Genomic DNA, 26,337 nt, shown 5'->3' with positions numbered 1-26,337 from the left:
TCGACTTCTTATACTGATTATAAAAGATAAATTTAAAGTTGGCCTCCGTGGTTGCCAAATCATGTCAGTGATCTCTTGTGCGCACAGCGCTAGTGGTCGGATATGGCAGCCTGCCTTTAGAGCATTTTGCTTTTGAAAATGCTCTGCAAGCCATGCGTCGGCATGGCTTGCCGCCGCGTAGGCGTAGGCGCAATTCACTTGCGCCGTCAACGCCGGAGCGGACGTCTTAAAAGCAATCTGCTCTAGTTTGTATGTGCGCTTCTTGAGTTTCGTATCTGAATACGCATGGAATCGATTCGTCTTGTGGAGACGTAACGCCTGAAAAACGGGGGAGTGTGAATCGACAAGAAGCAAAGCCTGCCTGGTGCGTCGGGGGATCCACTGGCATGGGGGCTTCTTGGGGAGGTCTGACATGGTGGATTGGAGTTGTGGCAACACGCATTTAATCGTGCTCACCACGCTCTGCAGGCTACCTTAGGCACCTTCCTCAGTAGTCATCGGTGTCCAGTGACGCCTTGGCCTATACGTTTGAGCAGGAGTTGAGACATGCGGAACATACGAATTGGAATCAAGCTGACAGGGTTCATCATCGCCATTATCATGGCTGTCAGTGCTGGTGTAGGTTTCATCTCCTACACCTATTCCCATCGGGCCTTGGAGAAAAGCATCAACCAGGCCCTCCCGTTAATAGCAGAAAGCGGCGCCAAGCTGGTCAAGAGCCGCATAGACTCGCAACTGCTGGCCCTGGAAGGTGTTGCTGGCCGCAATGTCATCCGCGGCATGGAATGGGATAGTCAAGTGGAGGCCATGGCTTCCGAAATGCGCCGTCTCGGATACCTGGGCATGGGCATCGTGGGCAATGACGGCGTGGCGCGCTACACGGACGGCAGCACTGCCAAACTCGGCGATCGGAGCTACGTCAAGCAAGCCTTTGCCGGCGAAACCAACATGTCCGATGTGATCATCAGCCGAGTCATCAACGCGCCGGTGATCATGTTGGCCACCCCCATACGCGGACAAGACGGGCGGGTGACGTCCGTGCTTATCGCCAGGCAGAGCGCAACGATCCTGAGTGATATTACCGACGACATTACATACGGCAAGAACGGATATGCCTATATCCTAAATTCCAAGGGCGAAGTAGTCGCGCACAGGAACAGACAGCACGTGCTCGATCAGCTCAACCTGATCGAAGGAGCCAAGCAGGATGCGCAGCTCCAGCCCGTCGCCATCGTGCAGCAACGTATGATCAAGGGCGGAAAGGGGGTCGACGGGTACGTGTACCAGGGAGTGAAGCTTGCCTTCGGCTTTGCGCCTGTCCCGGGGCTAGGCTGGTCCTTGGCGGTGGGCGCAGCGCATGACGAAGTCTTTGCCGAACTGCCCAGACTGCGTACGTCCGTCACAATAGCCGCACTGGCTTTTCTGCTGTTTGGTGGATTGCTGGCCCTCTATATCAGCCGCAGCATCACGGTGCCCCTTGGCCGGCTGGCTGGTTCGGCCACGGCCATTGCCGGGGGCAATCTGCAAGCCAAGCCGGACATCGAGCAAAAAGACGAGATTGGGGTGCTTGCCAAGGCCCTGCGTCAGATGGTCGAAACTTTGTTGGGCAAAATGCGTGAGGCGGAAGAACAGACTGCTTTGGCGCGTGAGGAATCGCACCGGGCGCATTTGGCCACCGAGGAGGCCGAGCGGGCCAAGGCCAAGGCCGAGCAAGCCAAGACCGAGGGCATGAATCAGGCAGCCACGCAAATAGAGGCCGTGGTTGAACGCTTGACTGCCGCCTCGGAGGAGCTCGCATCGCAGGTGGAAGAAGCCTCGCGGGGTGCGGATATCCAACGTGATCGCACCTCCGAAACGGCGACCGCCATGGAGCAGATGAACGCCACGGTGCTTGAGGTTGCTCAAAACGCATCCCAGGCCGCGGACGGCGCGGACCAGGCAAAGAAACAAGCGCAAGTCGGCGCTGAAGTGGTGCAGCAGGTCGTGGTATCCGTGAGCCGTGTGCGCGACCAGGCGCTTTCTCTCAAGGAGAACATGGGCCAGCTCGGTAAACAAGCCGAGGAGATCGGCAAGATAATGAACGTCATCGAGGACATTGCCGATCAGACCAACTTGCTGGCGCTCAACGCGGCCATTGAGGCCGCCCGGGCCGGCGAGGCGGGCCGAGGGTTCGCCGTGGTGGCCGATGAAGTGCGCAAATTGGCCGAAAAGACCATGAACGCCACCAAGGAAGTAGGGCAGGCCATAAAGGCCATTCAGGACGGCACGCGCCTGAACATCCGTGGCATGGAGCAGGCGGCAGGAGCAGTGGAAGAGTCCACGGCCTTGGCCGATAAATCAGGCTTGGCCCTCAAGGATATCGTGCGACTGGTGGAAACCGCCACGGATCAGGTTCGCTCCATAGCCACCGCGGCTGAAGAGCAATCGGCGGCCAGCGAACAGATCAACCACAGTGTCGATGATATCAATCGAATATCCTCCGAAACCTCCACTGTCATGTTGCAGTCGTCGCAGGCGATTGTGGAGCTCGCCAAGCAGGCTCAAGACCTGCAAGCCTTGGTAGCCACCCTCAAGCAATCCTGATCCTGCGTATCAAATATCACGAGGCCGCTTCCGGATTCATCCGGAAGCGGCCTCGTCGTTCCGGCCCCCCGTAGTAGCTGAACAGGGGATTGGGCATGCACCCTTGAATCGGTGCAGAACGGTTCTGCTCCGCCTTGAGAGCTGTTGATGCACGGATCAATCTAAGTGACTCATAAAGCGAGCTTTTCTTTTGCTATATTTTATTGCATAATCAAAAAAATATAGCAAAACGGGATAAGAGACTCGTGTTCATGGAGTGCAAGTATCGGCTTCCTGTGCTCTTGATCCTGCTCAAACGGTGAGGTGGCTTGAGCGCTTGTTCAGTCCAGCTTTTTGTGAGCAAGCGAGGGAAACCACTGTCCTTGAAAAGCAGGGTTTCGGCCGGCAACCCGAGGCAACTGCGGGACGCACCAACCGAGGATCATCTTCTCAGACGTGACGCGAAAGGAGGCACGTCGCCGTGGCGAGCAGCCTCGGGCGAAGGCCACCCGATACTGAATTGGCGAGTGCCGGCCATATTCCTTGACTGGCCATGGCCGGCAACTGTCATCCGTATGCGCTTGGGCAAGGCGAGTAAGGCGGGCAATCCGTGCAATCTTATGTACTTAGTGCGCTTGCCAAGATAGGTCCGGGATCGGCGGCGAGCTGATCTTCCGCCGACAGCGACTCCCGGTTCTTGGCAAGAAAGAGAGACAGGAGTGCGGAGATGAGGAACATCCGGATCGGCATCAAGCTTACTGGGTTCATCGTCCTTATAATCATGGTCGTCAGCATCGGCGTCGGATTCATCTCCTACAAGTACTCCAAGAGCGCCATGGAGAGCACGGTCCAAGAGAGTTTCCCCCTCCTGGCGAGCAACATGGCTGAGCTGGTCAAGAGCCGCATCGATGCGCAGGTGCTCGCCCTGGAAGGCGTGGCTGGCAGGAACGAAATCCGCGGCGACGACTGGGACCGCCAGGTCGAGGTCATGAACCACGAGACCAAGCGTCTCGGCTACATGGGCATGGGCATCGTCGGCAAGGACGGCACCGCGCGTTACCCGGACGGAAAGACCGCCAAGCTCGGCGACCGCGACTACGTCAAGAAAGCCTTCGCCGGACAGGCCAACATGTCGGACGTGATCATCAGCCGGGTCATCAATGCTCCGGTGATCATGGTCGCCGCGCCCATCCGCAATGCACGCGGCGATGTGGCCGCCGTGCTCATCGGCAGGCTGAGCGGCACCGTGCTCAGCGACACCACCGACACGTTCAGCTTCGGCAAGACCGGCTATGCCTATATCCTCAACGCCAAGGGCGAGGTCATCGCGCACAAGAACCGGAAGTTCGTGCTCGAACAGCTCAACATGATCGAGAACGCCAAAAAGGACCCGCAACTCCAGCCTATCTCGAACATGATGCAGCGCATGGTCAAGGGCGAGGTGGGCTTCGACGACTATCCGTACCTGGGCATCAGGCGGATTTTCGGCTTTGCGCCTGTCGCGGATACGGGATGGTCCCTGGCCGTTGGCGCGGAGTACGACCAGGTCTTCTCCCACTTGACCGGCCTGCGCATGTCCATCGCTCTCGTGACGCTGGGCTTTTTGCTCGCGGGCATACTGCTGGCCTTGCTCATCAGCTGGAGCATAACCAATCCCTTGGGCCGGCTCATGCGCTCCGCCGTGGCCATTGCCGAGGGCGACTTGCAGGCCAAGCCGAATCTGAACCAGAAGGACGAGATCGGCGTCCTGTCCAAGGCTCTGGGTTCCATGGTCGACACGCTCATCGGCAAGATGCGCGAAGCCGAGGAGCAGACCAAGCTGGCCTGGGAGGAATCCCACCGCGCGCTCAAGGCCTCGGAAGAAGCTGAGCAGGCCAAGGCCAGGGCTGAGCAGGCCAAGAGCGAAGGCATGAATCACGCGGCGACCCAGATAGAGGCCGTGGTGGAGCGCCTCACGGCGGCTTCCGAACAGTTGGCTTCCCAGGTGGACGAGGCAACCCGCGGCGCTGATATGCAAAGCGAACGTGCCTCCGAAACCGCCACGGCCATGGAGCAGATGAACGCCAGCGTGCTGGAAGTGGCCAAGAACGCCTCCCAGGCGGCTCTGGGCGCGGAGCAGGCCAAGCACAAGGCCCAGGCAGGCGCCGAGGTCGTGCAGCAGGTGGTCACTTCCATAACCCACGTGCGGACCCAGGCCTTGTCATTGAAGGACGACCTGGGACAGCTCGGACAGCAGGCCGAGGCCATCGGCAAGATCATGAACGTCATCGAGGATATCGCCGATCAGACCAATCTGCTGGCCCTCAATGCGGCAATCGAGGCGGCTCGGGCAGGCGAGGCCGGCCGCGGTTTCGCCGTGGTTGCCGACGAAGTGCGCAAGCTGGCCGAAAAGACCATGAGCGCCACGAAGGAAGTGGGGCAGGCCATAAAGTCCATCCAGGACGGCACGCGCCTGAACATCCGCAACATGGACCAGGCAGCCGGAGCCGTGGAAGAGTCCACGGCGTTGGCCGACAAGTCGGGCCATGCCTTGCGCGAAATCGTACAACTTGTCGACACGGCCACGGATCAGGTTCGTTCCATAGCCACCTCGGCCGAGGAGCAATCCGCGGCCAGCGAGCAGATCAGCCACAGCGTGGAAGACATTAACCGCATCACGACCGAAACGTCCTCCATCATGTCCCAGTCAACCCAGGCCATCGTGGACCTCTCCAAGCAGACCCAGGCTCTGCAAAGCCTGGTGAGGACCATGAAACACGCTTGAAACGGCCGATCAGTCCCACAAGCGACGGGTTACCCTGAAACAACGAGGCCGCTTCCGATATAACGGGAGCGGCCTTTGTCGTTACAGCACCTTGCAAATAAAATGAAAAATGGGGGTGCAGGGAGCGCCGCTCCCTGCCGGGAGAGAGTCTGAGAGAGGGCAGCGCCCTCTCTCAGTTCAAACGCAAATTGCTCTAAACGACGGGTTACCCTGAAACAACGAGGCCGCTTCCGATATTATCGGAAGCGGCCTCATTGTTTGCGGCTTTGGGTCGCCGCCTAAAACATTTAGCATTTCAGGCGCTCCCTTCGGCGTTGACGGCGGAATTACATTCCGCCTACGCCTGCGGGGCGGCAAGCCATGCCGACGCTTGGCTTGCAGAGCATTTTCAAAAGCAAAATGCTCTAATTCTCGCGTACTTCCTCGGGCACAAGTACGGCTGCAGCCCCGCCTTTCTCTAACTCGTCCTCGACCAGGGAGTGCCGCTCGTTACCGGAAATTAACGAATACATGACCGGCACGAAGACCAGGGTGATGAGCGTGGAGCTGGTCAGGCCGCCGATGACCGCTCGGGCCATGGGAGCCTGGGCCTCGCCGCCCTCGCCGAGGCCCAGGGCCAAGGGCAGCAAACCGAAGACGGTCGTCAGCGAAGTCATGAGGATGGGCCGCAGTCTTCTGCGGCCGGCTTCCTCGATGGCCTCGCGCAAGCCGAAGCCCTCTTCGCGACGGAGCTGGTTGGTCTGATCAACCAGCAGGATGGCGTTGTTGACGATGATGCCGCCGAGCATGATGCAACCGATGAATGACTGCACGTTGAAGGTCGTGCGGGTCAGAAAGAGCATGAGCACCACGCCGACGATGGCCAGGGGCACCGAGAACATGACCACAAAGGGGTCGCGCAGGGATTCGTAGAGGCAGGCCATGACCATGTATACGAGCACCAGCGCGAGAATGAGACCCATGGCCAGTTCGCCGAAGACCTCCTGCTGCTCCTCGAAATCGCCGCCGAAGCTGATGTTGAAGCCGCGTGGCACCGGCAGCGTGGCCAGCTCCGCGCGCATGTCGGCGATGACCGAACCCATGTCCCGGCCGCTCAGGTTGCCGGAGACGGTCACGATGCGTTCCTGATCCTGACGCTCGATGCTCACGGGCCCAGAGGAGGGTTGCACGGTGACGAGGTTGCGCAGGACCACGGCCTGGCCTGCGGCGTTTGCCACTGTCAGGTCCAGGATGTCACGCAGGTCGGAGAATTCGGCATCCTTGAGCCGCACAAGTATGTCGAACTCGTCGCCTGCCTCCCGATACCCGCTGGCGCGGGTGCCGGAAAGCGCGGTCTGCAACGCGTTGGCCACATCGGACACACGCACGCCAAGGCTCTCGGCCTTGGCGCGATCCACCACGATCATGCGCTCCGGACTGCCGCTCTGACGGCTGATCTGGGTATCCGTGACGCCCGGGATGCGCTCGGCCATGGCCTTGACCTGTTCGGCCAGGGAGTCGGCGATCTTCAAATCATAGCCGCGAATTTCAACCTGGAGCTGCTCGCCACCGCTCGTGCCCATGCGCAGGATGAACAAGCCTTGGCCCGCGCGCGTGCGGATGGTCGCACCGGGAATGTGCGCTAGTTCCTTGCGCAAGGCCTGGGCGATCTCCTCGCTGGAGCGCTCGCGCTGCTTCTGAGGCACGAGGCTTATGCGCATGTCGCCCAGGTGCGAGCCCGAGGTGCGCCAGCCGGATCCGCCAAGGGAGGTGATGACGCTCTCGGCCTCGGGCACGGCGCGCTTCACGATGGCCTCGATGGGCGCAAAGGTTTCGTCGAGCAGGGACAGCCTGGTTCCGGCCTCCATTTCCACGTTGATGCGCACCTCGCCCTCGTCGGTCTGCGGCATCATCTCCACGCCTATGAGAGGGACGAAGGCGAAGCTGCCCGCCAGTAGCCCGAGGGCCAGGCCGATGGTCAGCCAGCGGTGCGCCAGGCAGGAGTGCAGCAGGCCCTTGTATTCGTTCTCCATGCGCGTGAATCCACGTCCGAGAAAGCTGGCCAGCTTGCGCAGCAACCCCGGCCGCTCGGATCGCGGCACGCCTGGAACCATGATGGTGGAAGCGAGCATGGGCACCAGGGTCAGGGCTACGCCCAGGGAGCAGATAAGCGAAAAGCTCACCACGTAGGCCAGTTGCTTGAACATGACGCCGGCCATGCCGCGCACGAACACCAGGGGCAGGAACACGACCAGGGTGGTCAGAGTGCTGGCTGTGATGGCCGCCGCGACTTCGCCCGCGCCGTACACTGCCGCGGATTTGGGCGGTCGGCCTTGCATGTGCAGGCGGTGGATGTTCTCCAGGACCACGATGGCGTTGTCCACGAGCATGCCCACACCGAGAGCCAGGCCGCCCAGAGTCATGAGGTTCAGGGTGAAGCCGCCGAAGTAGATGAGCATGAAGGTGGCCACGATGGAGATGGGGATGGCCGCGGCCACGATAAGCGTGCTGCGCACATGGCGCAGGAAGGCCAGCAGCACGAGCACGGCGAACAGGCCGCCGTAAATGGTGGAGCTGGCCACGTTGGTGATGGAGCGTTTGATGTAGAGCGAGGTGTCCACGATGGGCACGATGCGCACCTGAGGGATATCCTCGTTGATGCGCTCAAGTTCCGCGAGCACGCGCTCGGCCACTTCCACGGTGTTGGTGCCCGATTGCTTGCTTACGGACAGGCGCACGCCCGGCTCGCCGTTGACGCGCACGATGCGCGTGACGCGCTGCCAGGAGTCCTGCACCTCGGCCACGTCGCGCAGGCGCACCGTGACGCCGCTCCGCTCGGCCACCACGGTGTCGCGCAGTTCGTCCAGGCTGGCGAACTCGCCCGGCGTGCGAATGGAGATCTCGTGGTTGCCGCTCTCGACCACGCCAGCGGGCAGCGTCAGGTTCGAATTCTTGATACGGGTGACGATCTGGTCCAACGATATGTCCAAGGCCTTGATCCGCTCGGGCAGCAGGTCAACGTGGATCTCGCGCTCCAGGCCGCCCCAAATGTCCAGTGCCGCCACGCCGGGCACCCGCTCTATGCGGTAGCGCACGTCGTCATCCAGGAGGCGGCGCATCTGCACGGGGTCCAGGCGGCTGGAAGCGCCCAGGATAAGAACGGGAAAGCTGGCCAGGTCGAACTTGCGCAGCACGGGCCGATCGACATCCTCCGGGAGGCTGGACAGCATGCGGTCCAGGCGGTCGCGCACGTCGTTGGCCGCGGCGTCAAGGTCCGTGCCCCAGGTGAAGGTCACGCGCACGCTGCTCTGACCTTCGGAAGAAACCGAAGTGACCTCCTCCACTCCCGGCACGGCGCTCAGGGCCTGCTCCACGGGCCGCGTGACCAGGGTTTCGATCTCCTGGGGGCTGGCGTTCTCATAGGCAGTGCTGATGCTCAGGGTCGGGTAGGTGATGTCCGGCATCAGGTCGATAGGCAGGCGGCTCAGGGACACGCCGCCCAGAATGAGTACGATGAGCGTGGCCATGGCCGTGAAGACCGGCCGGCGCACCGAGAATCTGGCTATATCGCGCATGTTCTTTTCCCGCTCAGCTCTTTTTAGGCTTGGAGCCGGGGGATTTCTGTTGTCCGCCGCCCGCGTTCTTGTCGCTGGGCAGGGCGATGGCCGATCCGTCCTCCAGCAGGTGCTGGCCCAATGTGATCACCAGGCCTTCGATACGCGGTTCCACGACCTCGGCCCATTGACCTTCCGTAATGCCCACGGACATGGGCACGAAGCGCGCGAGAAGGCTTTCGGGATCGGCCATGAACACTCCCTGCCGGCCTTCGCGCGTTGTCAGGGCGGATATCGGAACGGCCGTGACCTCGCTCCGCTCTGCAAAACTCAGGCGCACGCGGGCGAACATGCCCGGTGCAAGCAAGCCATCGGCATTTGGCACGAGCACTTCGACCCGCCCCTGACGCGAGGATTCCTGGAGCACGGGAGCGCGTCGCGCCACCTGGCCGGCAAAGACCTTGCCGGGGAGGGCGTCGGCCAGGATCTCGGCGGTCTGGCCTACTTTAACCAAAGGAAAGTCGCGTTCGATGACGTTGATCACGGCGAGCAGGGGATCGAGAGTCACCACCGAGACGATGGGATCGCCGACCTTGAGCGTGGCTCCCTCGTCGGCGAAGCGCTCGCCCACAATGCGCTCCACGTCGCTGTCTTCCCAGGAAGCATGGATGCGCGTGTAGGCCAGGCGCACCTTGGCCGCCTCCAGAGAGGCTTCCTTCTGGCGCACTTGGGCCAGGGCAACCAGGTGCTTGGCCCGGCAGGTATTGAAGTTCGCCTCGGTCTTATCCAGTTCGGACTGGGAGACCACGTTGCTGTCGCGCAGTTGGCGAGACCGCTTCAGGTCGCGCTCCGCCACATCCAGCGCGCTAAGGCAGTCAATGACATTGGCCTGGGCCACTTCCAGTTCGGCCCGCGCCTGTTCCACCTGCTCGGCGTACTCGCGGTTGTCCAGTTCGGCGATGAGCTGGCCCTTGCGCACCGTGTCGCCAATGTTGACCAGCAATCGTTCCAGGCGGCCCGCCACATTGGGAGCGACCACGAATTGCGCCTTGGGCAGCAGGGTGCCAGTGAATTCGGCCGTGTGGCGCATGGTTGTCGTGCGCACAGGCTGCACGGCCACGGTAACGGCATTGGGCTTGCGTCCCCGGGCCGAGGCCGGACCTTCACCGGTCAGCCTGTCATGGACCCTCCAACCGATGAGGATCGCGCAAACCAGCACGAGCCCGAGGATTATCATCTTCTTCATAGTCTACTCCACAAGGACGCCGGTAGGGGCCTCTGGGCCGCCCGTGGGCCCGAGTCCGGCTCCGTTGATGAATACGTCGAGCATAAGCGTATAACGTTGCGGATCGACGACGCCGTTTCCAGCGCTGCGCGTTACGGCTCGCAACATGCCGAGCAGGAGCTCGGCCTGGAATTCCGCGGTGATGTCGGCGCGCACAAGCCCAGTGGACACCCCCCTGCGCAGCACATCGGCCATGGCTTCCACCAGATTTAGACGCCGGTGCATCCAGCGTTCGCGCAGTTCCCCATGATTGAAGGCCATGCGCGCCTCTTCGGATTGGATCATGCGAAACAGCTCGCGCCGCTTGGCAAAGAAAGAGCAAACCTCTCCACAGGCTTCCTGGAGCTGTTGCGCAAAGGGGGCAGCGCTGGAAACCCTGAGGCGTAAAAGGTCGCACAAATCGTCAAGGCCCGAAGTCGTCACCTGGAAGAACAGGTCATTCTTGTCGCGGAAATGGGTATAGATGGTTCCCTTGCCCACATGGGCCTCACGGGCGATATCGTCCAAGGTGATCTCATGGAAACGGCGGCTGGTGAAGAGCTTTTCCGCCGCGGCCATAATCAGGGTGCGTTTGTTGCTAGGCGGCACAGTTACTTCCTTGTGCAGAACTGACTGGTCAGTTCCCGATATGCCCGCACAGGAAGGAAGTCAATGTGACCGCCGCAGGGAGACGGTTGCCTGCCTCTCCGTCAAGTGGCGGAGCTCCGTTTCAATAGCGCATGGGCAGAGTCATGGCCGCGCCTTCGTCTGTCAGGACAAAGGCCATGCGTCCAAAACTCGGTGGCCCCATGCGGCCGGCATTTCCGCTCAGTGCGTAGCCTTCAAGCGGTATGAGGCCCAGCAGCCGTTGCAGCTCACCATCATCGTCTTCGTCATGGAAAACGGCCAAGGCATAGCGTCCAGGCTTCAGCCCGGTAAAATGCAGGGTCATGGAACCGGGCCGGGCAGGCTCCTTGTGCAGGGCCACGGCGTTATCGGCGTCCGGAAATCCTGTTAGGCGGTTTAGGACGGCTATCCGAATAGAGCCCGCGTCATTGCGGATGCCCGTGAGCGTGACTTCCAGGTCCGCGGCCAAGGCTTGAGTCGCCCAGATCGGCATCACGGTCAAAATGAACAAGAGCACTGCGATTGGTTGCCTCATGCCTCTCTCCATGATTATTTGGATAACCGGCAAATGGTAATTCTAGCAGCAGGCTGTTTTTTGGGGGAGGATATCTTGCCGCAATGCGAATAATGGTGCGCTAAAGTCGGCCACACCAGCGATAGGAGAAGGACGTTACGCTCAAGCCGGATCAGTTCGCTTTCCGGGTGTCATTGTCGCTGGCTCGTAACGTCCGGCGCGGCAGAGGCCAAGACGGGATATGGCGGTGTCTGGCGCGATTGCGCCGGCAATCCCGACTACCGCCTTGCGACCTTTTATGGTAACCAGTTTTAGGTTTTCTCACTTAGAGCAGATTGCTTTTAAGACGCCCGCTCCGGCGTTGACGGCGCAAGTGAATTGCGCCTACGCCTACGCGGCGGCAAGCCATGCCGATGCATGGCTTGCAGAGCATTTTCAAAAGCAAAATGCTCTAATCAAATCATACGAGGCATCTTCCGCTTCCCTTCGGGAGGCCAGGGCTTCGCTCAATCCATTTATGGAGCCTACCGCATGACCGGCCCGTTACAGATATCTATTGCCAAGGATCTGCGCTGGGGCAAGGATCCCAAGCTCGACGCTTGGATCAACCATTTCAAGACTGAGAACAATGTGGAGTACCTGCTCAATCCCGAGAAGGTCGCTTCGGACGAGCAGTTGCGCTTCATGGTCGCTCTGGGCGAGGATCAAGCATTTTTCCCCTGTTCGGATGAGACCCTGCATCTGCTTATACAGAAGACTCCGCCCAAGGAGCTCATCCACGAATACAATCGCATCTGGCGCTTTATCATCAAACTTGTGCGCCACCACGGCCTGGACAAATACAACGAGCAGCGCATCATCCAGTACTGCCGCCACCGCTTCAAGCACCACTTGGCCTCGCGCATCATGATCCCTTCGCGCCTGGTCAAGCGCCTTGCGAGCATCGCGCTGACCCAGCTCGCCTTGGAAGACCCTTATGAGGAGCGCAAACAGCGGGAGAACAAGCGAGCCTTGAACTTCCTGCGCAAGTCCTCCACGGACAAGCTCATTCACTCATGCCCGCCGGAGTGCGCCGTGTGCACGGACACGCGCGAGCTGCGCGGCGACCTGGATTTCCTGGAACTCAAGCGGCTTTTGTACCTGTCCACCATGAATTCCCTGTGGGAGGACGCCTCGCCCTCGCAGCTCGACGTGGAGCAGGAACTGCAGAAGCCATGCGGCGAATGCTCCCATCTGCGCCTGCTGCTCGGAACCGAGGACGACGAGCCCAAGAAAGTTCTTTACCTGCCGGATACGAGCGGCGGGTTCGTATTCGACCTGATCATTATCCGAAGGCTGCTGCGCATGGGGCATCAGGTGGTGCTGGCCCTCAAGGCCGGTTTCCTCTTCTCCACGCCCACCATGTGGGACACCACGAGCGACCCGGTGCTCAAGGAATTGATCAGTGGTGCGCATGTGCTCCCGGATATGGTCATCTCCAAGAAGGGCCTGCTGCAGCAGCTGCGCGAGCACCGCTTCCTGATCATTTCCGACGGCACGCGCGAGCAGCTCAACCTGTACAAGACGAGCGTGACCTTCGCGCGGGCCTGGAAGGAGTGCGACCTGGTGCTTGCCAAGGGCGGTCGCAATTTCCAGAACCTCATCCAGTGCAGCCATGAATTCACCCGCGATATCGCCAGCTTCCACCGGGATAAGGAAGGCAAGTTCCGCCTGCACTGCAAGACCAGGGCGCGCTCGGTGCGCAAGTTCACCGAGGCTGACCTCACGGGCATGGCCGACCGCATCATCTCGAACATGCGCGAGGCCAAGGCGCAGGGCAGGACCGTCATGTTCTACTCCGCGGTCATCGGCTCCATCCCAGGCCAGACCAAGGCCGCTGTCCGCGTGGTGGACACCTTTGTCCAGCATTTGCGCTCCAAGCTGGACAACGCCTTCATCATCAATCCGGCCGAGCACTTCGAGGAAGGCATGGACGGCGACGACCTCATGTTCATGTGGGAACGCGTGCAGCGCAGCGGCCTCTTGGATGTTTGGCGTTTCCAGACAGTGGAGGACGTGGAGGCGAGCTTCGCGCTCATGGGCAAAAAGGTGCCGCCCATGTGGTCAGGCAAGGATTCGACCTTCTCCACCGGCTGCACCCAGGAGATGCGCATCGCCCTGGAAACACAGAAGCGCCATCCCGAACTGCAGATCATCGGCCCCAGCGCCGAAAAGTTCTTCCGCCGCGCCGAATACGGGATTGGCAAGTACTACGACGTCGGCATCAAGGTCATGTAGAGCAGATTGCATTTGAAATGGGGGGTCCAGGGGAATCATTTCCCTGGTGGGAGGGTCTGGGAGGGCAAAGCCCTGCCCAGTTTCTGCCAGCTCTTGTGCAAAACGCTCTATATTAGAGCATTTTGCTTTTGAAAATGCTCTGCAAGCCATGCGTCGGCATGGCTTGCCGCTAGCTTCGGCGTAGGCGCAATTCACTTGCGCCGTCAACGCCGGAGCGGGCGTCTTAAAAGCAATCTGCTTTAAAGACGACAGGGGGCACGTCCCCTTGGGACGTCAGGATAAAATCAAAAGGGTCACGGCTTTTCTGTCGCGACCCTTTTTTCATGCACGCAGCCCTGCCGCGATCTCCGGGCACACGGCCGCAGGCCCTGGCGGGTGGGGCTTGGGGGAGGGCGACGCCCCACCAAGGTCTTCGGGCAATCCGTCCCGGGTTCAGAAGCTGGAGGACGGGAGGCTGGAACTCAAGACATGCTGTCCGCAAGATCAGGCCGGATCACGCCTCGTGAGCTGGGAGCAATTCTGCCCGGAACGCCTCTTCGGCATTGTGAGGAAAGTCACGGCCGATGAAGACCAGGAAGCGCTCAGATGTGGGCGGCTCGGGGAAAAGGGTCACCGAGAATGTGCCTGCCACGGACTGCACCAGCCGAGGTGTGGCTTCGCCCGCGATGTCCACGATGCCCTTGATCCTGTAGGCTTCCCGACTCAGGGTGCGCAGCGAGGCTTGCAGCCGGTCCATGCCAATGGGTTTGTCCAGGCGAACTGTGCGGGCCACGAAGCCGGCATCGGCATGCGTCTGGCCACGCTCGTAGGTGGGCAGCAGGGTGCTGGCAGGCAGGTGCGGCGCCAGCCCAGGTCTTGTTTGGCGTTGCGCCTCATCCAGCAGGCCGAAGGGGATGTCGCCATGCGTCGCCTCGACGAGCATGGCCCCGGGATTCAGGCTCCGCATCCGGTCGAGTGCCCGCGCCCGCTCCGCCTGGGAGACGAGGTCGGTCTTGTTCAGAATGAGCACGTCGGCGACCTCGATCTGGTCACGGGCGACCAGGCCGTTATTAAGGAGCATATCCAGGTTCGCTCCATCCACGACCGTCAACACGAGGCCCGGGCAGACCAGTGCTTCAAGTTCGTCGAGTTCGGAGAGCAGGTTTTTCGGGTTGGCCATGCCGCTGGTCTCCAGCACGACCACGTCGGGCCGGAAGCGCGCAAGGACCTGCGCGAGGCCACGGCCGAGCTGGCCGGAAAGGGAGCAGCACACGCAGCCCTCGTCCATCTCGACCACGCTGAAGTCATGGTCCAGGAGCTTCCCGTCGAGGCCGATCTCGCCGATCTCGTTCTGGATGATGGCCACGAAGCGGCTGCGCTGGAGGTTGTACTCGATGAACCGGCGCAGCAGGGTCGTTTTGCCGGAGCCGAGAAAGCCGGTCAGTACGAGCAACTCGGGCCGAAGCGTGGCCACAGGGCGTCCGGTTGCGCGCAGCCATTCGGGGATGTGCGCGCAGTGCCACGGCTGCTTGCCCATAAGGCCTAGCGGCGCTCCCTTTGTCCAGCTCCTGCGTTGCGCAGTGCGCCTGGCCGTACTGGCCTGGGCGAACAGTGTGGCGGGTTCGCCCGGCTCGCCTGGCCCGGCAGTCGGGGCAGGAGCGGCAGCGCCGTAGTCCAGGCGCAAGGAGAGGCTGCGCACAGATTCATGCGCGCGGGCTTCCCAGTAGCCCGCAGCCGTATAGGCGAGCACATGACCGGGAGTGATGGTCAGCGCCATGGCCGAAGGCGGCTCGCCCAGGCCGTATGTCAGCGTCGAGGCCAGGCTGCGCAGGAAAATGAAGGCTGGCCCGTAAGCCGGGACATCGCTCTCCATGCCGCCTGGATGGACAACGAAGCGCGCCGGATCACCCGGGAAACGTACCCCGTCCAGGGCGACAACGCATTGCCTGCTCAGGGCCTGAAGCTCCACTCCGAGCGCATCGCCTGCTGGCGAGACGCCGAGCGTGAGCGTGGCCAGGCGGAACAGGCCCAGGGGTTCGGGAAAGGCCGCAAAGTCGCGTACCAGGTCCCAGTAGTCCTGGCGCTGGGTGGCGGCCGCCGCGGCCAAAGGATAGCGCTCGGCGCGCGGTTCGTCCGGGTGGGGGAAATAGAGCAGGGAGAAGCTCCCGCTGAGGCTGGAAGTGGTTGCCCGCTCGCCCTCGAACAGAAGCCCGAAGACTCCGGGCAGGCCCTGAACGCGGCAGGTCCAGCTTTCGCCATGGGCCAGTGATGGCCTGATGCCTCGCCAGCCAAGGGCGCGCGCATCGGCGCGGCTGAACTGCGCACGCAGGAGCAGAGCCCGCAGGAAGCCGGGCAGCCACGGCTCGCCATGGCCGGGAGTAATGGGCGTAACGCAGCGCAGGTCCATGGTTCCCCGCAATGCGGGAGGCGGCCTGGGCCGCCTCCCGCAGGGCAGCTAAGCTTTCCTGAACTCGATCGTGTCACCGTTGCCGAGATAGGCTTCATCCTTGGTGCGGAAGCGGGCCGTGCCCTTGATCACGGGGTAGCCCACATCGATGAACTTCTTGGCCGTGACGAGGCCAGTGCAGTGGTTGCAGCCGACCTTCTCGATGTTCCACTTCTTGAGCCCGATGACCAGGTCGTCGTACTTGGGATCCCAGTCGTCGAAAGGCGAGATGTGCAGCCCGCCGTAGAGGCCGTGGAACTGGTCCCGTTCGTACTTGAGTTCCTTGTAGGCCGTGTCGGCGAAGAGGATGATGCCCTGGTGGCAGCAGCCGGTGATGCTCACCAGGCCAAGGTCCGCCACGTTGAAGTACAGGGACTGCTCGCCGAAAACCTTGCAGATGATGGGGATGTCGAACACGTAGGAAGCCATGCCCGGCATGATCGGGCGCAGGCCCTTGGAGACTTTGATGAGCTCGCCCTTGTGGCCGGCGTCGACGATGTACTGCAGGCCGGAGGGGTAGAAGGTGTCCGGGATGTAGATTTTTATGCCAGGTGCGTACTTGAGCGTTACGGGCAGGCCCCAGAAGTGGTCGAAGTGCTCGTGCGAGATGATGAGCGCCTCGATCTCGCCACTGGCGAGCATCTTGTCGATGCCCTCGCGCTTGAAGCACTCGTCCATCCACTGGTAGGACCAGCCCGAGTCGAGGAGGTACTTGTGGACCTTGCCGTCCATGTCCTCGACCTCAATGAGCGCCGCGAAGCCGCCGCTGTTCTCGGGATGGACGCTTTTCTGGCGGGTGATTTCCCAGGCTTCCTCGAGGCGGCCAGGCAGCAGGCTCTTGATCTGGGCAATGCCTGACTCGTAGGAGCCTTTGCCAAGGCCTGTGCCGTCGCCGAAGGGCGGCCAGTTGTACGTGTACTGGTCCACGAGCAGGCCGCCCGCAGCCTTGATGTCGCCCATGAGCATGGCGTTGTCGAACCAGCTCGTCTCGGAGATGACCGTGGCCTTGACCCCACGGCAGACGCCGAAGTCGGTCAGCTTGCGCTCGACCTTCGCCAGGTGCGCCTTGCGCCAGGGTGAATAGGAGTACACGCCCATGGCGCCAAAGGCGCCCAGGCCCACGCCCAGGGCCGCGCCCTTGATGAAGTCGCGGCGGTTGATGGGATTATTGCTGTCGGACATATGCTTTCCCTCCTCGATCTACTGCGGGATGAGCGTTACGATCTTCGACGCGGCGGGCAGGACCCACACGGCGACGAAGTAGAGCGCCACGCCGACGACCGCGCCCACGGCCAGGCCGGGCACCATGCGCGGGCTCCAGGTGTGCTCGGCCGCGCGGGCGGCGCGCTCCCGGGCAATCTCCTCGGCGGTCTTCATGCGCACGGTCCAGCCCGGCCAATTGTCCATGAACCAGTGGTTCACGAGCCAGATGTTGATGAGCCAGATGGTCGGGATCATGGGGAACTGCTGCGGGTGCGAGAAGCCCTTCTGCGTGCCCAGGAAGAGGTGCGCGGTCCGATAGTACAGCGCATAGACGGCCAGTCCGGCCACGATGACGATGGCGGTGCGCGCGAGCAGGTTCACGGGCACGGAGTACTTCCGCGGCCAGTTGCCACAATACATGTAAAGGAAGAGGGCTGGCATGAGGAAGAAAATGGCTGTTTCGCCCACGTGCAGCCAGCGCCAGTCCGGAGCGGCATCGCGCCTGTGACCGCGGATGGCCTCGCCCCAGGCAAGCTCCTGTGCGAAGTAGAGGAACGCGGCCAGGGCCAGGGAGATGGCGATGATGCCGAAGAACAGGGCAAAACGCCTGAGCCAGGGGCTCCTTATGACCGTGAACGGATAGCGCTCCCAGATGGTCTCCACGAGCCAGACCACGACCGTGCAGCACATGATCCAGGCAATATGGAAGTTGCCCGAGACCGTGTTGGCGAATTGCTCCCAATAGGGCGGTGTGATGGAGGCGAAGTACTGCCATGGGTAGTAGAGGATGCCCATGTGCGGATGCATGGTCATGAAATAGACTATGACACTCAGGAAGAAGGTCATGAGCCAGATGCTGAAGCCTCTGGCCGGCTGGGGCAAATCCTGCCAGGGGGATTCCTCCATGGCCACGACCCAGGCCGGGCTGAGCCAGGAGGCGATTGCCGCGAACATGAGGCAGGCCAGGGCCGCGTACTCGGCGGCGAAGAATTCAGTCACGCCCTGGAGCTTGGTCAGCTGCTCGGGGTTGAAGTAGGCCATGGCATAATTGCCGAGCATGCCCTCGAAAAAGCCTTTGATGAGGGCGAGCATGACCGCCACGGACAGGAGCGTGAGCAGCGTGCCCTTGACCAGGGGATGGGCCTTCTCAAGCCATGCGCGCCTGAAAGGCCAGAAGTCGAAGATGTAGGCTACCCAGATGAAGATGATGAGCAGCCAGCGGGTGTACATATAGCCCACGTAGGGGGTGTAGAGCCGCATCCAGCCGCGGGGATCCTGGAATATCCACCAGGTGGCGTAGAAGACGATCAGACTCAGCAGCAAGTTCACAAGCGCCGGCAAGGGGCCTGCCCAGCGCTTCTCGAGCTTGCGCGCCTCGAGGTAGTTCACGTGTGTGCTCATATGCGTCTCCTTGAGGTTTGAGGCAAAACGTTCCAACAGAGAGCGGTTGATATCAGCGTGCCGGCATGGCCACCTCCTGGCCTTGAGGGTCGGTTCCTATTCCTTCGTCCCGCTGGGGACGTTGTTGCCGCGCATGGCCGCGCGCACTGCGGCGAGCATTTCAGCGCGCACCATGGTCCCTGGATCCAGGCCCAGGCGGACCACTTCCGCGCGCAGCGCCTCCTGCGGAAAGTCGGCCGCCAGTGCCGCCAGCTCAGGGTCGTCGACCTGTCCTTCCTCCGGTTGTGCGCCAGGCGTGAGCTGACACAGGCCCCAGGAGAGCAGGCCGCGCATGAAGGCTTTGCGCGACAGCCTGGCGCTCATGCGAAGACCTCCCGCGCCTCGATCTCCTTACGCAAGGTTTCCGAGCACTCGATGCGTCCGTGCTTCTCAAGGAGCAGGCACATGCGCAGGATATGCTCCTCCATGCGCTGCCTGGTCTCTTGCGCCTTGTGGCGTTTGAGGCTTTGCAGGATCTTGGCGTGGCCCGCGAAGATGGTCTCGCGCTCGTAGTCCTCGCTGGAGAAGAAGAATTCGAACAGCACTGGATGGCTTGGGCAGATGCTCTCTGCGGCGCGGATCAGGGCGGAGTTGCCGGTGCCTTCGGCGATCTTGCGCATGAAAACCGCCATCTGCTCGCAGACGGCTTCCGGGTTCTCGGCAAAAATGGCCTTGCTCAAGGCGAACAGGCACTCTTCCAGGCCTGTGAGGCCGGCGGCGGAGATGCGTTCGGCACAGAACGCGGCGATGGCTGGATAGAGCGTGAAGCAGGCTTCCACGACTTCACGCTGGCCCTCGGCCTGGTTGCGCGACTCGCAGGCCGTAATGGTGCTTAGGCCTTGCACTGAGTGGAGGTAGCAGCCGCTGCCCCTGCGGATGTCCAGAACACCTTTTGCCGCGAGCGTGCGCAGAACACCGCGGACCGTATTGCGGCTCGTTCCGAGCATGTAGGCAAGACTGCGCTCGGGAGGGAGCCGGTCGCCGATCAACCAGTTGCCCTTGCGAATTCTGCCTGCGAGATCCGTAAGGATGAAGTCTTCCTTGCCCATGTTCCGTCCAAATTGGTTCTACCAATTGTATGGCTAAGCGCATAAAGTATGTCTGGAACGCTGGTAGAGTCTTTGGATGAGCCAATAAGCCCATAAAAGTTTGCATCGCAAGAAGAAATTTTTAATGGGCGCAAAATGGGCTTTCCCAAACCACAGGGCCATGTGTAAGGCCGAAGTGGTTCTACCAATCGCAACCCTTGTGCGCATCACGCCGCTTACGAGCAATCGGGGGAAGGCAGGATGAGAACGGCTCAGGCTTTCATGCGACTGCAGCGCTGCGCAGACCTCCAGGCCTGCACAGCACGTTGGAAGGGCTCGAACAGGATGGAGTATTCGGAAAGGCCCTCGTTGAGGAAGGTCTTGGGGTGCAGCGAGCAGAGTATCATGACCGAGCGGAGCACTCCCCGCTGGTAGAAGGGTTTGGCAAAGTAAGAGCGGATGCCCTTGGGGATGAACAAGGCCCAGTCTATGGCCTTGATGCTGTCCAGGGTCTCGTCGACAATCAGGTAGTCGAGTTTGAAGCGCTCAATGTCCTGAGCAACGGTTCCTTCGTACGAGTACATCTCACCGCAGGCCATGCTCGCGAAGGGTTGTCCCGCAGCGTACACATAGACTCTGTTTTTGCGGGCATGAATGTCCGAGAAGAGGATGGCGTCAAAGCTGAAGTTCGGGAGCTGATGGTCGAGCATGACCCGCAGGATGCTGTCCATATCGCTCAGACCGTCCAGCCTGGCGAGCAGGTCTTGCCCAAGCAACGCCTTGTGTCCGCCTTGGTCTTTGCCACGCCCCTTTCGCTTTTCCTGTCGTGGCTCGGATGCGGTAATGTTCGTCAGGGAGACACGCAGCAGCCGTCGCTCGCGGAAGATGAGGAAGCGCGTGCTTGTCTCGGCCGTGAAGACCGAGTTCGTCTTGCGCTCGAAGAGAAGCTTGCCTTCCCATTTCTTGGAAAAGATGATTTCGTTGAGCAGCCGATGGACCATGTTGGTCATGCCGCGATGGTAGAGGTCCTGGAGGAACAGGTTCCGAAATTCGTCGGGGCTGTAGAGGAACAGGCGGCTGGCGGCCATGTTCTGGGACACGACCTGCTTCGTGTCGAAGTCCAGGATGATGACGGGGTTGTCGGCCAGCTCGATCATGAGCTGGAGTTCGGCATCCTTCTCGATGATGGATTTGATGGCCTCGGCCCGGCCCGAGACATCCAGAAGGTGGCCCATGTAGTAGCGCAGATCCTTCGGATGAGTCCATCCCACCAGCTTGAGCCAGCGAACCGCGCCTTCGTGGTCGCGGATGCGAAAGATGCATTCCGCGGCCTTGGCCTCTTTCATGGCCTCCATGAAGCCTTCCAGGAAGTGGAGGTCTTCGGGCAGGACCATGAGTGTGCGGAATTCCGGACTCTTCATGAACAAGCCGGTCCTGTCGCCCAGACCTGCGATGTGCTGGCTGTTGAGAAATTCGATTCTGGATCTGGCTATCTCGATACGCCAGAGCAAGGCCGGGAACGTATCGATGTAATCCAGGAGATCCTCCCTGGAGAGATCAGGCCTGGAAATAAGACCCGAGATGTCAAGATTGTGCATCGCGATCATGGTCAAGGCTCCTTGCTGCGGATCCAGGCCAGGGTAGTGAAGAAGGCAGCTGCTCAGCAAGGGAAAAGTGCATCCCTGACCATGGGCCGGCTTGCCAGCCATTCAGTCCAGCGGCACCAGCCTCACTCACGGCATGCGCTGCACGCCGTGGAACGCTCCGTGCAGGTTTAACGCTCCGTGCAGAATGTCTGCGTTGCAGGTCAAGGGCGGCAAGCAGGACACAGGCTTCAGGAACACGGGCAGCTTTTTGGTGGGAACGAACAGTCCCGGCGCCGAAAAGTTCTTCCGCCGCGCCGAATCCGGGATTGGCAAGTACTACGACGTCGGCATCAAGGTCATGTAGGCAACCGAACCCCTGCGCCGTTGGTGGCGATTCAGAATTCGAGGCTTGCCGCTTCAGGCCGTAGTATTTTCGCGCGGTACCCGATATCGCCACTGTGCATTTTGCCTCAAGCTGGCTATGCAGAGCGCATTGTGCATCTTGCTTTGTTATTGTCAGCTTAAAGCAGATTGCTTTTAAGACGCCCGCTCCGGCGTTGACGGCGCAAGTGAATTGCGCCTACGCCGAAGCTAGCGGCAAGCCATGCCGACGCATGGCTTGCAGAGCATTTTCAAAAGCAAAATGCTCTAATTACTTCATAACCGCCTTAATGCTTTGCATAAGGCTCCAGTATAGAGGGTAACCATGGACTATAACTACATTATAACGCTTGTGTCGGTGGCTGCCGGTTTTTATCTGGCTGCCTGTGCAATTTGTGCATCCGGCAAAAAACAAAAAATTTTAGGTGTCGCGTCGGTTGCTTGCTTCATCTTTGTGTATGCCCTGTCTGGGCAGGGCTTTGATGCCGTAGCTTACTTTGAGCAGCTTCTGAATTGATTTTGAATTTTTTAAAACTGTGTTCACGGTTCTGCCGCTCGGCTAAGAAAGTGCCTCAAGCGGCGAGGCATAAAGGCTTCTCCCTCCTCTCCCAACTGGACATCCCCGCGGGCCCGGCATAATGACCACGCCCATGAATACGATCAACAACCGCCTGCCCATCGGGGTGTTCGACTCCGGTGTGGGCGGGCTGACGGTATTGCGGGCGTTGCGCGAACTGCTGCCGGGCGAGGATTTCCGGTACTTGGGCGATACGGCCCGGCTGCCGTACGGCACCAAGAGCCGGGAATCGGTGGTGCGCTATGCGCTGCAAAGCTCGCGGCATCTGGTGGCGCAGGGCGTGAAGCTGTTGGTGGTGGCCTGCAACACGGCCACGGCGGCGGCGCTGCCGGACCTGGCGGAAGCGTATCCGGGCATTCCGGTGGTGGGCGTGGTGCGGCCGGGGGCCAGGGCAGGCTGCGCCCTCAACACCAACGGCCGCATCGCGGTCATGGCCACGGAAAGCACGGTGCAGGGCGGGGCGTACCAGGCTGCGATCCGGGAGCTGTGCCCGAACATGCGCATCGAGGCGGCGGCCTGCTCGCTCTTCGTGGCGCTGGCCGAGGAGGGCTGGACCGAGGGGCCGCTGGTGGAGGGCATCGTGAAGCGCTACCTGGATCCCTTGTTCGCGCGCTTCGAAGACCAGCCGCCTACGAGCCTGGTGCTGGGCTGCACTCATTTTCCGATGCTGGCCGGGGCTATCGCCAAGGTGGCGGGGGAGGGGGTGACGGTCATCGACTCGGCCGTGACCACTGCCCAGGAGGTGCGGGAGCTGCTCGTGCGTCACGGTCTGGGCCATCCGGAGCCGGACCGGCCGGACGCGAAGACGTACTTCTTTGCCACGGACGGGCGCGAGCGGTTCGCGCGTGTGGGCAGCATCTTCCTGAGGCGCGCCATCGATCCCGCGGAAGTCACGATCGTGGATCTCTGAAGCATTGTGCACATGAACCGAGAGAGGGCGCTGCCTGCCAGGGCGGATCGCCCCTCTCTTGGCCCTCTTTTGCCGGGGGATGATCCCCCTGGCCCCCACGGTATTGCAGCCGAACGGAAGCAACTCCCAGTTCGATTACTAGAGCATTTTGCTTTTGAAAATGCTCTGCACGCCATGCGTGGGCATGGCGTGCCGCCCCGCAGGCGTAGGCGGAATGCAATTCCGCCGTCAACGCCGAAGGGAGCGTCTGAAATGCAAAATGCTTTAAAAGCAAGCTGCTCTAACAGGTACGCCTTGAACGGTATCCCGCGGGCAACCGTCAGGGGATTATACCCGCGATCCCTCTGCCCTGCCCGCCGGGCCGGCAGCTCGGGATTCCGCCTCCCCGCCGGTCGAAAAAGGGCTGCCCTGCAGCGGCAGTCCTGGTGGTTCGGCTAGCCAGGAGTCACAACCGGGCCAGCTGCCGCTGCTCCATGGACGTGAACAGCTTCTCGAGGTCGAGCAGGATCAGCAGGTGACTGTCCAGCTTGCCCACGCCTTTGATGAACTCGGATTCGACTCCTGCAACCATGGCCGGCGGCGGCTCGACCGTGCCGGCGGATATGCGCAGCACCTCGCTCACGGCATCGACCACGAAGCCGACCCGCATACGGCTCATCTCCACGACGATGATGCGCGTGTTCTTGTCGAGCTTGGAAGTGGCCAGGCCGAACCGCTTGCGCAGGTCGATGATCGGAATGACCTGGCCGCGCAGGTTGATTACGCCCTCCACGAAGACGGGTGCGTTGGGCACCTTGGTGACGCTCATGGGCCGGATGATCTCCTTCACCAGGAGGATCTCGACCCCGAACTCCTCTTCGGCGATGGAGAAGGTGACGAGCTGCAGGAGCTCGTCCCTGTGTTCTGCTGTGCGCGTTGCCAGTGTGGTCATGACCTTTCTCTCGAGTCGGCGGCCTGCTCGCGCATGGATTCGATCACGCGCATGAGGTCGCTGGACAGGTTGGCGAGTTCGGATACTGCCCTTGTGGCCTGGGCCATGGCCTCGGCGGCCTCGTCCGAGAGGGCGTTGATCTCATCCGTGGAGCGCGAGATCTGTTCGCTCGAGGCGGACTGCTCCTCGGATGCGGTGGCGATGTTGCGCACCTGGTCGGCCGAGGATTCCACGAGCTTGAGGATTTCCTGCAGGGCCCTGCCGGCTTCGTCGGCCAGGGCGGTGCTGTCATGCACTGCCTGCCCGGCACTCTCCATGGCCTCGATGTTCTTGCGGGTACCATCCTGAATGGCCGAAATGGCCGCGCCGACTTCCTTGGTCGCGGTCATGGTCTTCTCGGCCAGCTTGCGCACCTCGTCGGCAACCACGGCGAAACCCCGTCCGGCCTCCCCGGCCCGGGCCGCCTCGATGGCCGCGTTGAGGGCCAGCAGGTTGGTCTGGTCCGCGATGTCGGTGATCACGTTCATGATCCGGCCGATGCCCTCGGCCTGCTTGCCGAGCGTGTCGATGGAAGCCTTCATGCGCTCGGACTGGCGTTTGACATTGTCGATCGCCGCGATGGTCCTGGTCACGACCTCGGATCCGGTCTGGGCCCGGCCCTTGGCCTGATCGGCATTCTGAGCGGCTTCGGACGCGCTTCTGGCGACCTCGAGCACCGAAGCGTTCATCTGCTCGGTCGCGGTGGCGGTCTGCGCGATGCGCTCGCGCTGGAGATCCGTGCTCTTGGCGGACTCGGCAGTCTGCGCGGCGAGCTCCTCGGATGCGACCGTAAGCCTGGACACGATGCCCGTCAGCCCGTCCACGGCCTCGCCAATGCCCTGCCGTCTGGCGAGATCCGCCTGTCTCTTCGCCTCGATGGCCTCATCGGCCGCCTTGCGGGCATCGTCGGCCATCATTTCGGCAAGCTGGGTCTTGTCCTGAATCTCCTTGGCGTTGCTCTGCAATGTCGCGGCCATCTCGTTCAGGGAAGCCTCGAGCTCGGTCACCTCATCCCGGCCCGAGGCCGCAAGCCGCACACTGAAATCGCCGTCCGATATCCTGTGGGCGGTATTCCTGGCGGCCATGATCGGCTTGATTATCGACCGCGAGACCACCAGCGCCAGAGGCGTGAGGACGAGCAGGAAGATGGCGGCTATGGCCGAAACCGAGACGAGGAGGTTCGAGTTGACCAAGTCTGCGATGCGTTGCGCGAGGGCGGATTTCGTCTCCTGCACATTGTCGATATAGACACCCGTGCCGATCATGAACTCGGTTCCGGGGATCATTTCAGTGTAGGCGAGCTTGGGTTGCAGGCCCTTGCCGGGCTTGTCGAAGATGTACTCGACGAAGCGGCCGCCTTCCCTGGCGCCCCTGGCCATTTCGCTCACATAATAAACGCCGTTTGCATCCTTTGCATCCTTGAGGTCCTTGCCCTCAACCGAGGTCTTGGCAGGGACCGAGACCGCCGTGGTTCCCTTGTAGGCAAAATAGTATCCGGAATCGTCTTCTTCGAAGCGGATGTCCTTGGTGATCCGCTTGATGGCCTCCAGCTGCCTCGCCTCGTCCTCGATCCCGGAGAGCACCGCGCCAAGCGAGATGGCCATGGAATGCACGGCCACCTGGACCTTTTCCCTTTGGCCCTTGACCATGACCTCGGACAATTCCGTCATGCACATTTCGCTGACGTCATGTATGTCATCGATGAAATAGGCCAGGAGGCCGACAGTGAACAAAAGCATCGAGCCCAGAATGAGCAACAGCCTGAGCTTGATCGACAAATTGCGTAGCATTAACTCAGTCCCCTTGAGGTGTGGCGCATAGGCCGCATGTGTGTGCTGGAAGCATGTAACCATATTGTTCGTACATTTTGCTGAAAACTATAGATGTGAAGTGATATCAATATCCGGGGCAGTCAGCTGGGTTGAATCAAATTTTACTGCTAATAATCGGATATATTAAAATTTTTCGCCTTGAAGATTCATGACGATCAAGGTTTTCTATTGGAGCCTGCATCAGGCATGATGGTGTTGACGTGCTGGCGCATTTCCAGTGCAAATCGAACAGGATATCATCCAAGCATGCTGTCCTGTTCAGGGCAATGCTCGCCTGGGATACGCAAGTCAAGTGCGTCCGGTTTTGACCTGGATTCCGGCAAGGCTTCTCGGTATCGACTTGCACGCTGCTACAGCAGGCGAGCTATAGGGCCGTGCTCCGTGCGGTCATTTCCCCGGACTCTGTGTTGCGCCCATACGTTCAGGCTTGGCACATAAAGACAC

The 26,337-nt window shown here is 61.1% G+C and carries 18 protein-coding genes; 6 read left to right on the top strand and 12 right to left on the bottom strand.

The features are described from left to right. The first annotated feature begins 546 nt into the window (after positions 1 to 546). Positions 547 to 2,583, top strand: a complete 2,037-nt coding sequence (locus tag H585_RS0109700) for a methyl-accepting chemotaxis protein (RefSeq protein ID WP_027367679.1) — start codon at positions 547 to 549, stop codon at positions 2,581 to 2,583. 706 nt (positions 2,584 to 3,289) lie between these two features. Then, a complete protein-coding gene (locus H585_RS0109695) occupies positions 3,290 to 5,326 on the top strand; it encodes a methyl-accepting chemotaxis protein (protein ID WP_027367678.1) in 2,037 nt (678 codons plus the stop codon). Positions 5,327 to 5,730: 404 nt separating this feature from the next. Here H585_RS0109695 and H585_RS0109690 read toward each other — a convergent pair whose 3' ends face one another. The 4 genes from H585_RS0109690 to H585_RS0109675 form a co-directional block, all read right to left on the bottom strand. Then, positions 5,731 to 8,880 (bottom strand): efflux RND transporter permease subunit, encoded by a 3,150-nt coding sequence (locus tag H585_RS0109690; protein ID WP_027367677.1) that lies wholly within the window; start codon positions 8,878 to 8,880, stop codon positions 5,731 to 5,733. Between the two features lie 13 nt (positions 8,881 to 8,893). After that, positions 8,894 to 10,105 carry an efflux RND transporter periplasmic adaptor subunit gene (locus H585_RS0109685; RefSeq protein ID WP_027367676.1) on the bottom strand — a complete coding sequence of 404 codons (1,212 nt, stop codon included), beginning with the start codon at positions 10,103 to 10,105 and terminating at the stop codon, positions 8,894 to 8,896. A 3-nt stretch (positions 10,106 to 10,108) separates the two neighbouring features. Continuing rightward, a complete protein-coding gene (locus H585_RS0109680) occupies positions 10,109 to 10,732 on the bottom strand; it encodes a TetR/AcrR family transcriptional regulator (RefSeq protein ID WP_027367675.1) in 624 nt (207 codons plus the stop codon). 121 nt (positions 10,733 to 10,853) lie between these two features. Continuing rightward, a complete protein-coding gene (locus H585_RS0109675; RefSeq protein ID WP_034627654.1) occupies positions 10,854 to 11,285 on the bottom strand; it encodes a DUF2141 domain-containing protein in 432 nt (143 codons plus the stop codon). A gap of 510 nt (positions 11,286 to 11,795) precedes the next feature. Between H585_RS0109675 and H585_RS0109670 the strand changes: the two genes are divergently transcribed. Then, the gene (locus H585_RS0109670; protein WP_014261507.1) at positions 11,796 to 13,541 is read left to right on the top strand and encodes an ARMT1-like domain-containing protein; all 1,746 of its coding nucleotides are present in this window, start codon (positions 11,796 to 11,798) and stop codon (positions 13,539 to 13,541) included. A gap of 493 nt (positions 13,542 to 14,034) precedes the next feature. Here H585_RS0109670 and H585_RS0109665 read toward each other — a convergent pair whose 3' ends face one another. The 6 genes from H585_RS0109665 to H585_RS0109640 all read right to left on the bottom strand — a co-directional run bounded on the left by H585_RS0109665 (position 14,035) and on the right by H585_RS0109640 (position 21,244). Next, on the bottom strand, positions 14,035 to 15,927 hold the full coding sequence (locus H585_RS0109665) for a CobW family GTP-binding protein (RefSeq protein WP_027367673.1): 1,893 nt from the start codon (positions 15,925 to 15,927) through the stop codon (positions 14,035 to 14,037). Positions 15,928 to 15,975: 48 nt separating this feature from the next. Beyond that, the gene (locus tag H585_RS0109660; protein WP_027367672.1) at positions 15,976 to 17,148 is read right to left on the bottom strand and encodes a twin-arginine translocation signal domain-containing protein; all 1,173 of its coding nucleotides are present in this window, start codon (positions 17,146 to 17,148) and stop codon (positions 15,976 to 15,978) included. An 18-nt stretch (positions 17,149 to 17,166) separates the two neighbouring features. Further along, positions 17,167 to 18,570: a hypothetical protein gene (locus H585_RS0109655; protein ID WP_027367671.1), complete on the bottom strand. Its 1,404-nt coding sequence runs from the start codon at positions 18,568 to 18,570 to the stop codon at positions 17,167 to 17,169. A gap of 96 nt (positions 18,571 to 18,666) precedes the next feature. After that, complete coding sequence (locus H585_RS0109650) at positions 18,667 to 18,933, bottom strand: hypothetical protein (RefSeq protein ID WP_027367670.1); 267 nt, start codon at positions 18,931 to 18,933, stop codon at positions 18,667 to 18,669. Next, a complete protein-coding gene (locus H585_RS22160) occupies positions 18,930 to 19,658 on the bottom strand; it encodes a FadR/GntR family transcriptional regulator (protein ID WP_051183078.1) in 729 nt (242 codons plus the stop codon). The genes H585_RS0109650 and H585_RS22160 overlap by 4 nt, the downstream gene beginning before the upstream one ends. A gap of 251 nt (positions 19,659 to 19,909) precedes the next feature. Then, positions 19,910 to 21,244 (bottom strand): hypothetical protein, encoded by a 1,335-nt coding sequence (locus H585_RS0109640; RefSeq protein ID WP_034627652.1) that lies wholly within the window; start codon positions 21,242 to 21,244, stop codon positions 19,910 to 19,912. Positions 21,245 to 21,428: 184 nt separating this feature from the next. Between H585_RS0109640 and H585_RS23260 the strand changes: the two genes are divergently transcribed. The 3 genes from H585_RS23260 to murI all read left to right on the top strand — a co-directional run bounded on the left by H585_RS23260 (position 21,429) and on the right by murI (position 23,091). After that, positions 21,429 to 21,587: a hypothetical protein gene (locus tag H585_RS23260; RefSeq protein WP_154658851.1), complete on the top strand. Its 159-nt coding sequence runs from the start codon at positions 21,429 to 21,431 to the stop codon at positions 21,585 to 21,587. A 342-nt stretch (positions 21,588 to 21,929) separates the two neighbouring features. Next, positions 21,930 to 22,121: a hypothetical protein gene (locus H585_RS0109630; protein WP_027367668.1), complete on the top strand. Its 192-nt coding sequence runs from the start codon at positions 21,930 to 21,932 to the stop codon at positions 22,119 to 22,121. Between the two features lie 121 nt (positions 22,122 to 22,242). Then, positions 22,243 to 23,091 (top strand): glutamate racemase, encoded by an 849-nt coding sequence (gene murI, locus H585_RS0109625; protein ID WP_014261505.1) that lies wholly within the window; start codon positions 22,243 to 22,245, stop codon positions 23,089 to 23,091. A 445-nt stretch (positions 23,092 to 23,536) separates the two neighbouring features. On the opposite strand, the gene H585_RS0109620 is transcribed toward murI, so the two are convergent. Both H585_RS0109620 and H585_RS0109615 read right to left on the bottom strand, forming a co-directional pair. Beyond that, positions 23,537 to 24,022, bottom strand: coding sequence for a chemotaxis protein CheW (locus H585_RS0109620; protein ID WP_051183076.1), 486 nt, complete (start codon positions 24,020 to 24,022; stop codon positions 23,537 to 23,539). After that, positions 24,019 to 25,851 (bottom strand): methyl-accepting chemotaxis protein, encoded by a 1,833-nt coding sequence (locus tag H585_RS0109615; RefSeq protein ID WP_027367666.1) that lies wholly within the window; start codon positions 25,849 to 25,851, stop codon positions 24,019 to 24,021. Before H585_RS0109615 ends, H585_RS0109620 begins: the two co-directional genes overlap by 4 nt. Positions 25,852 to 26,337: the final 486 nt, after the last annotated feature.

It is taken from the genome of Desulfocurvibacter africanus subsp. africanus DSM 2603 (genome assembly GCF_000422545.1).
Taxonomy (GTDB): domain Bacteria; phylum Desulfobacterota; class Desulfovibrionia; order Desulfovibrionales; family Desulfovibrionaceae; genus Desulfocurvibacter; species Desulfocurvibacter africanus.
Note: the sequence above shows the minus strand (reverse complement) of the source record. Positions and strands in the feature narration are given on the sequence as shown.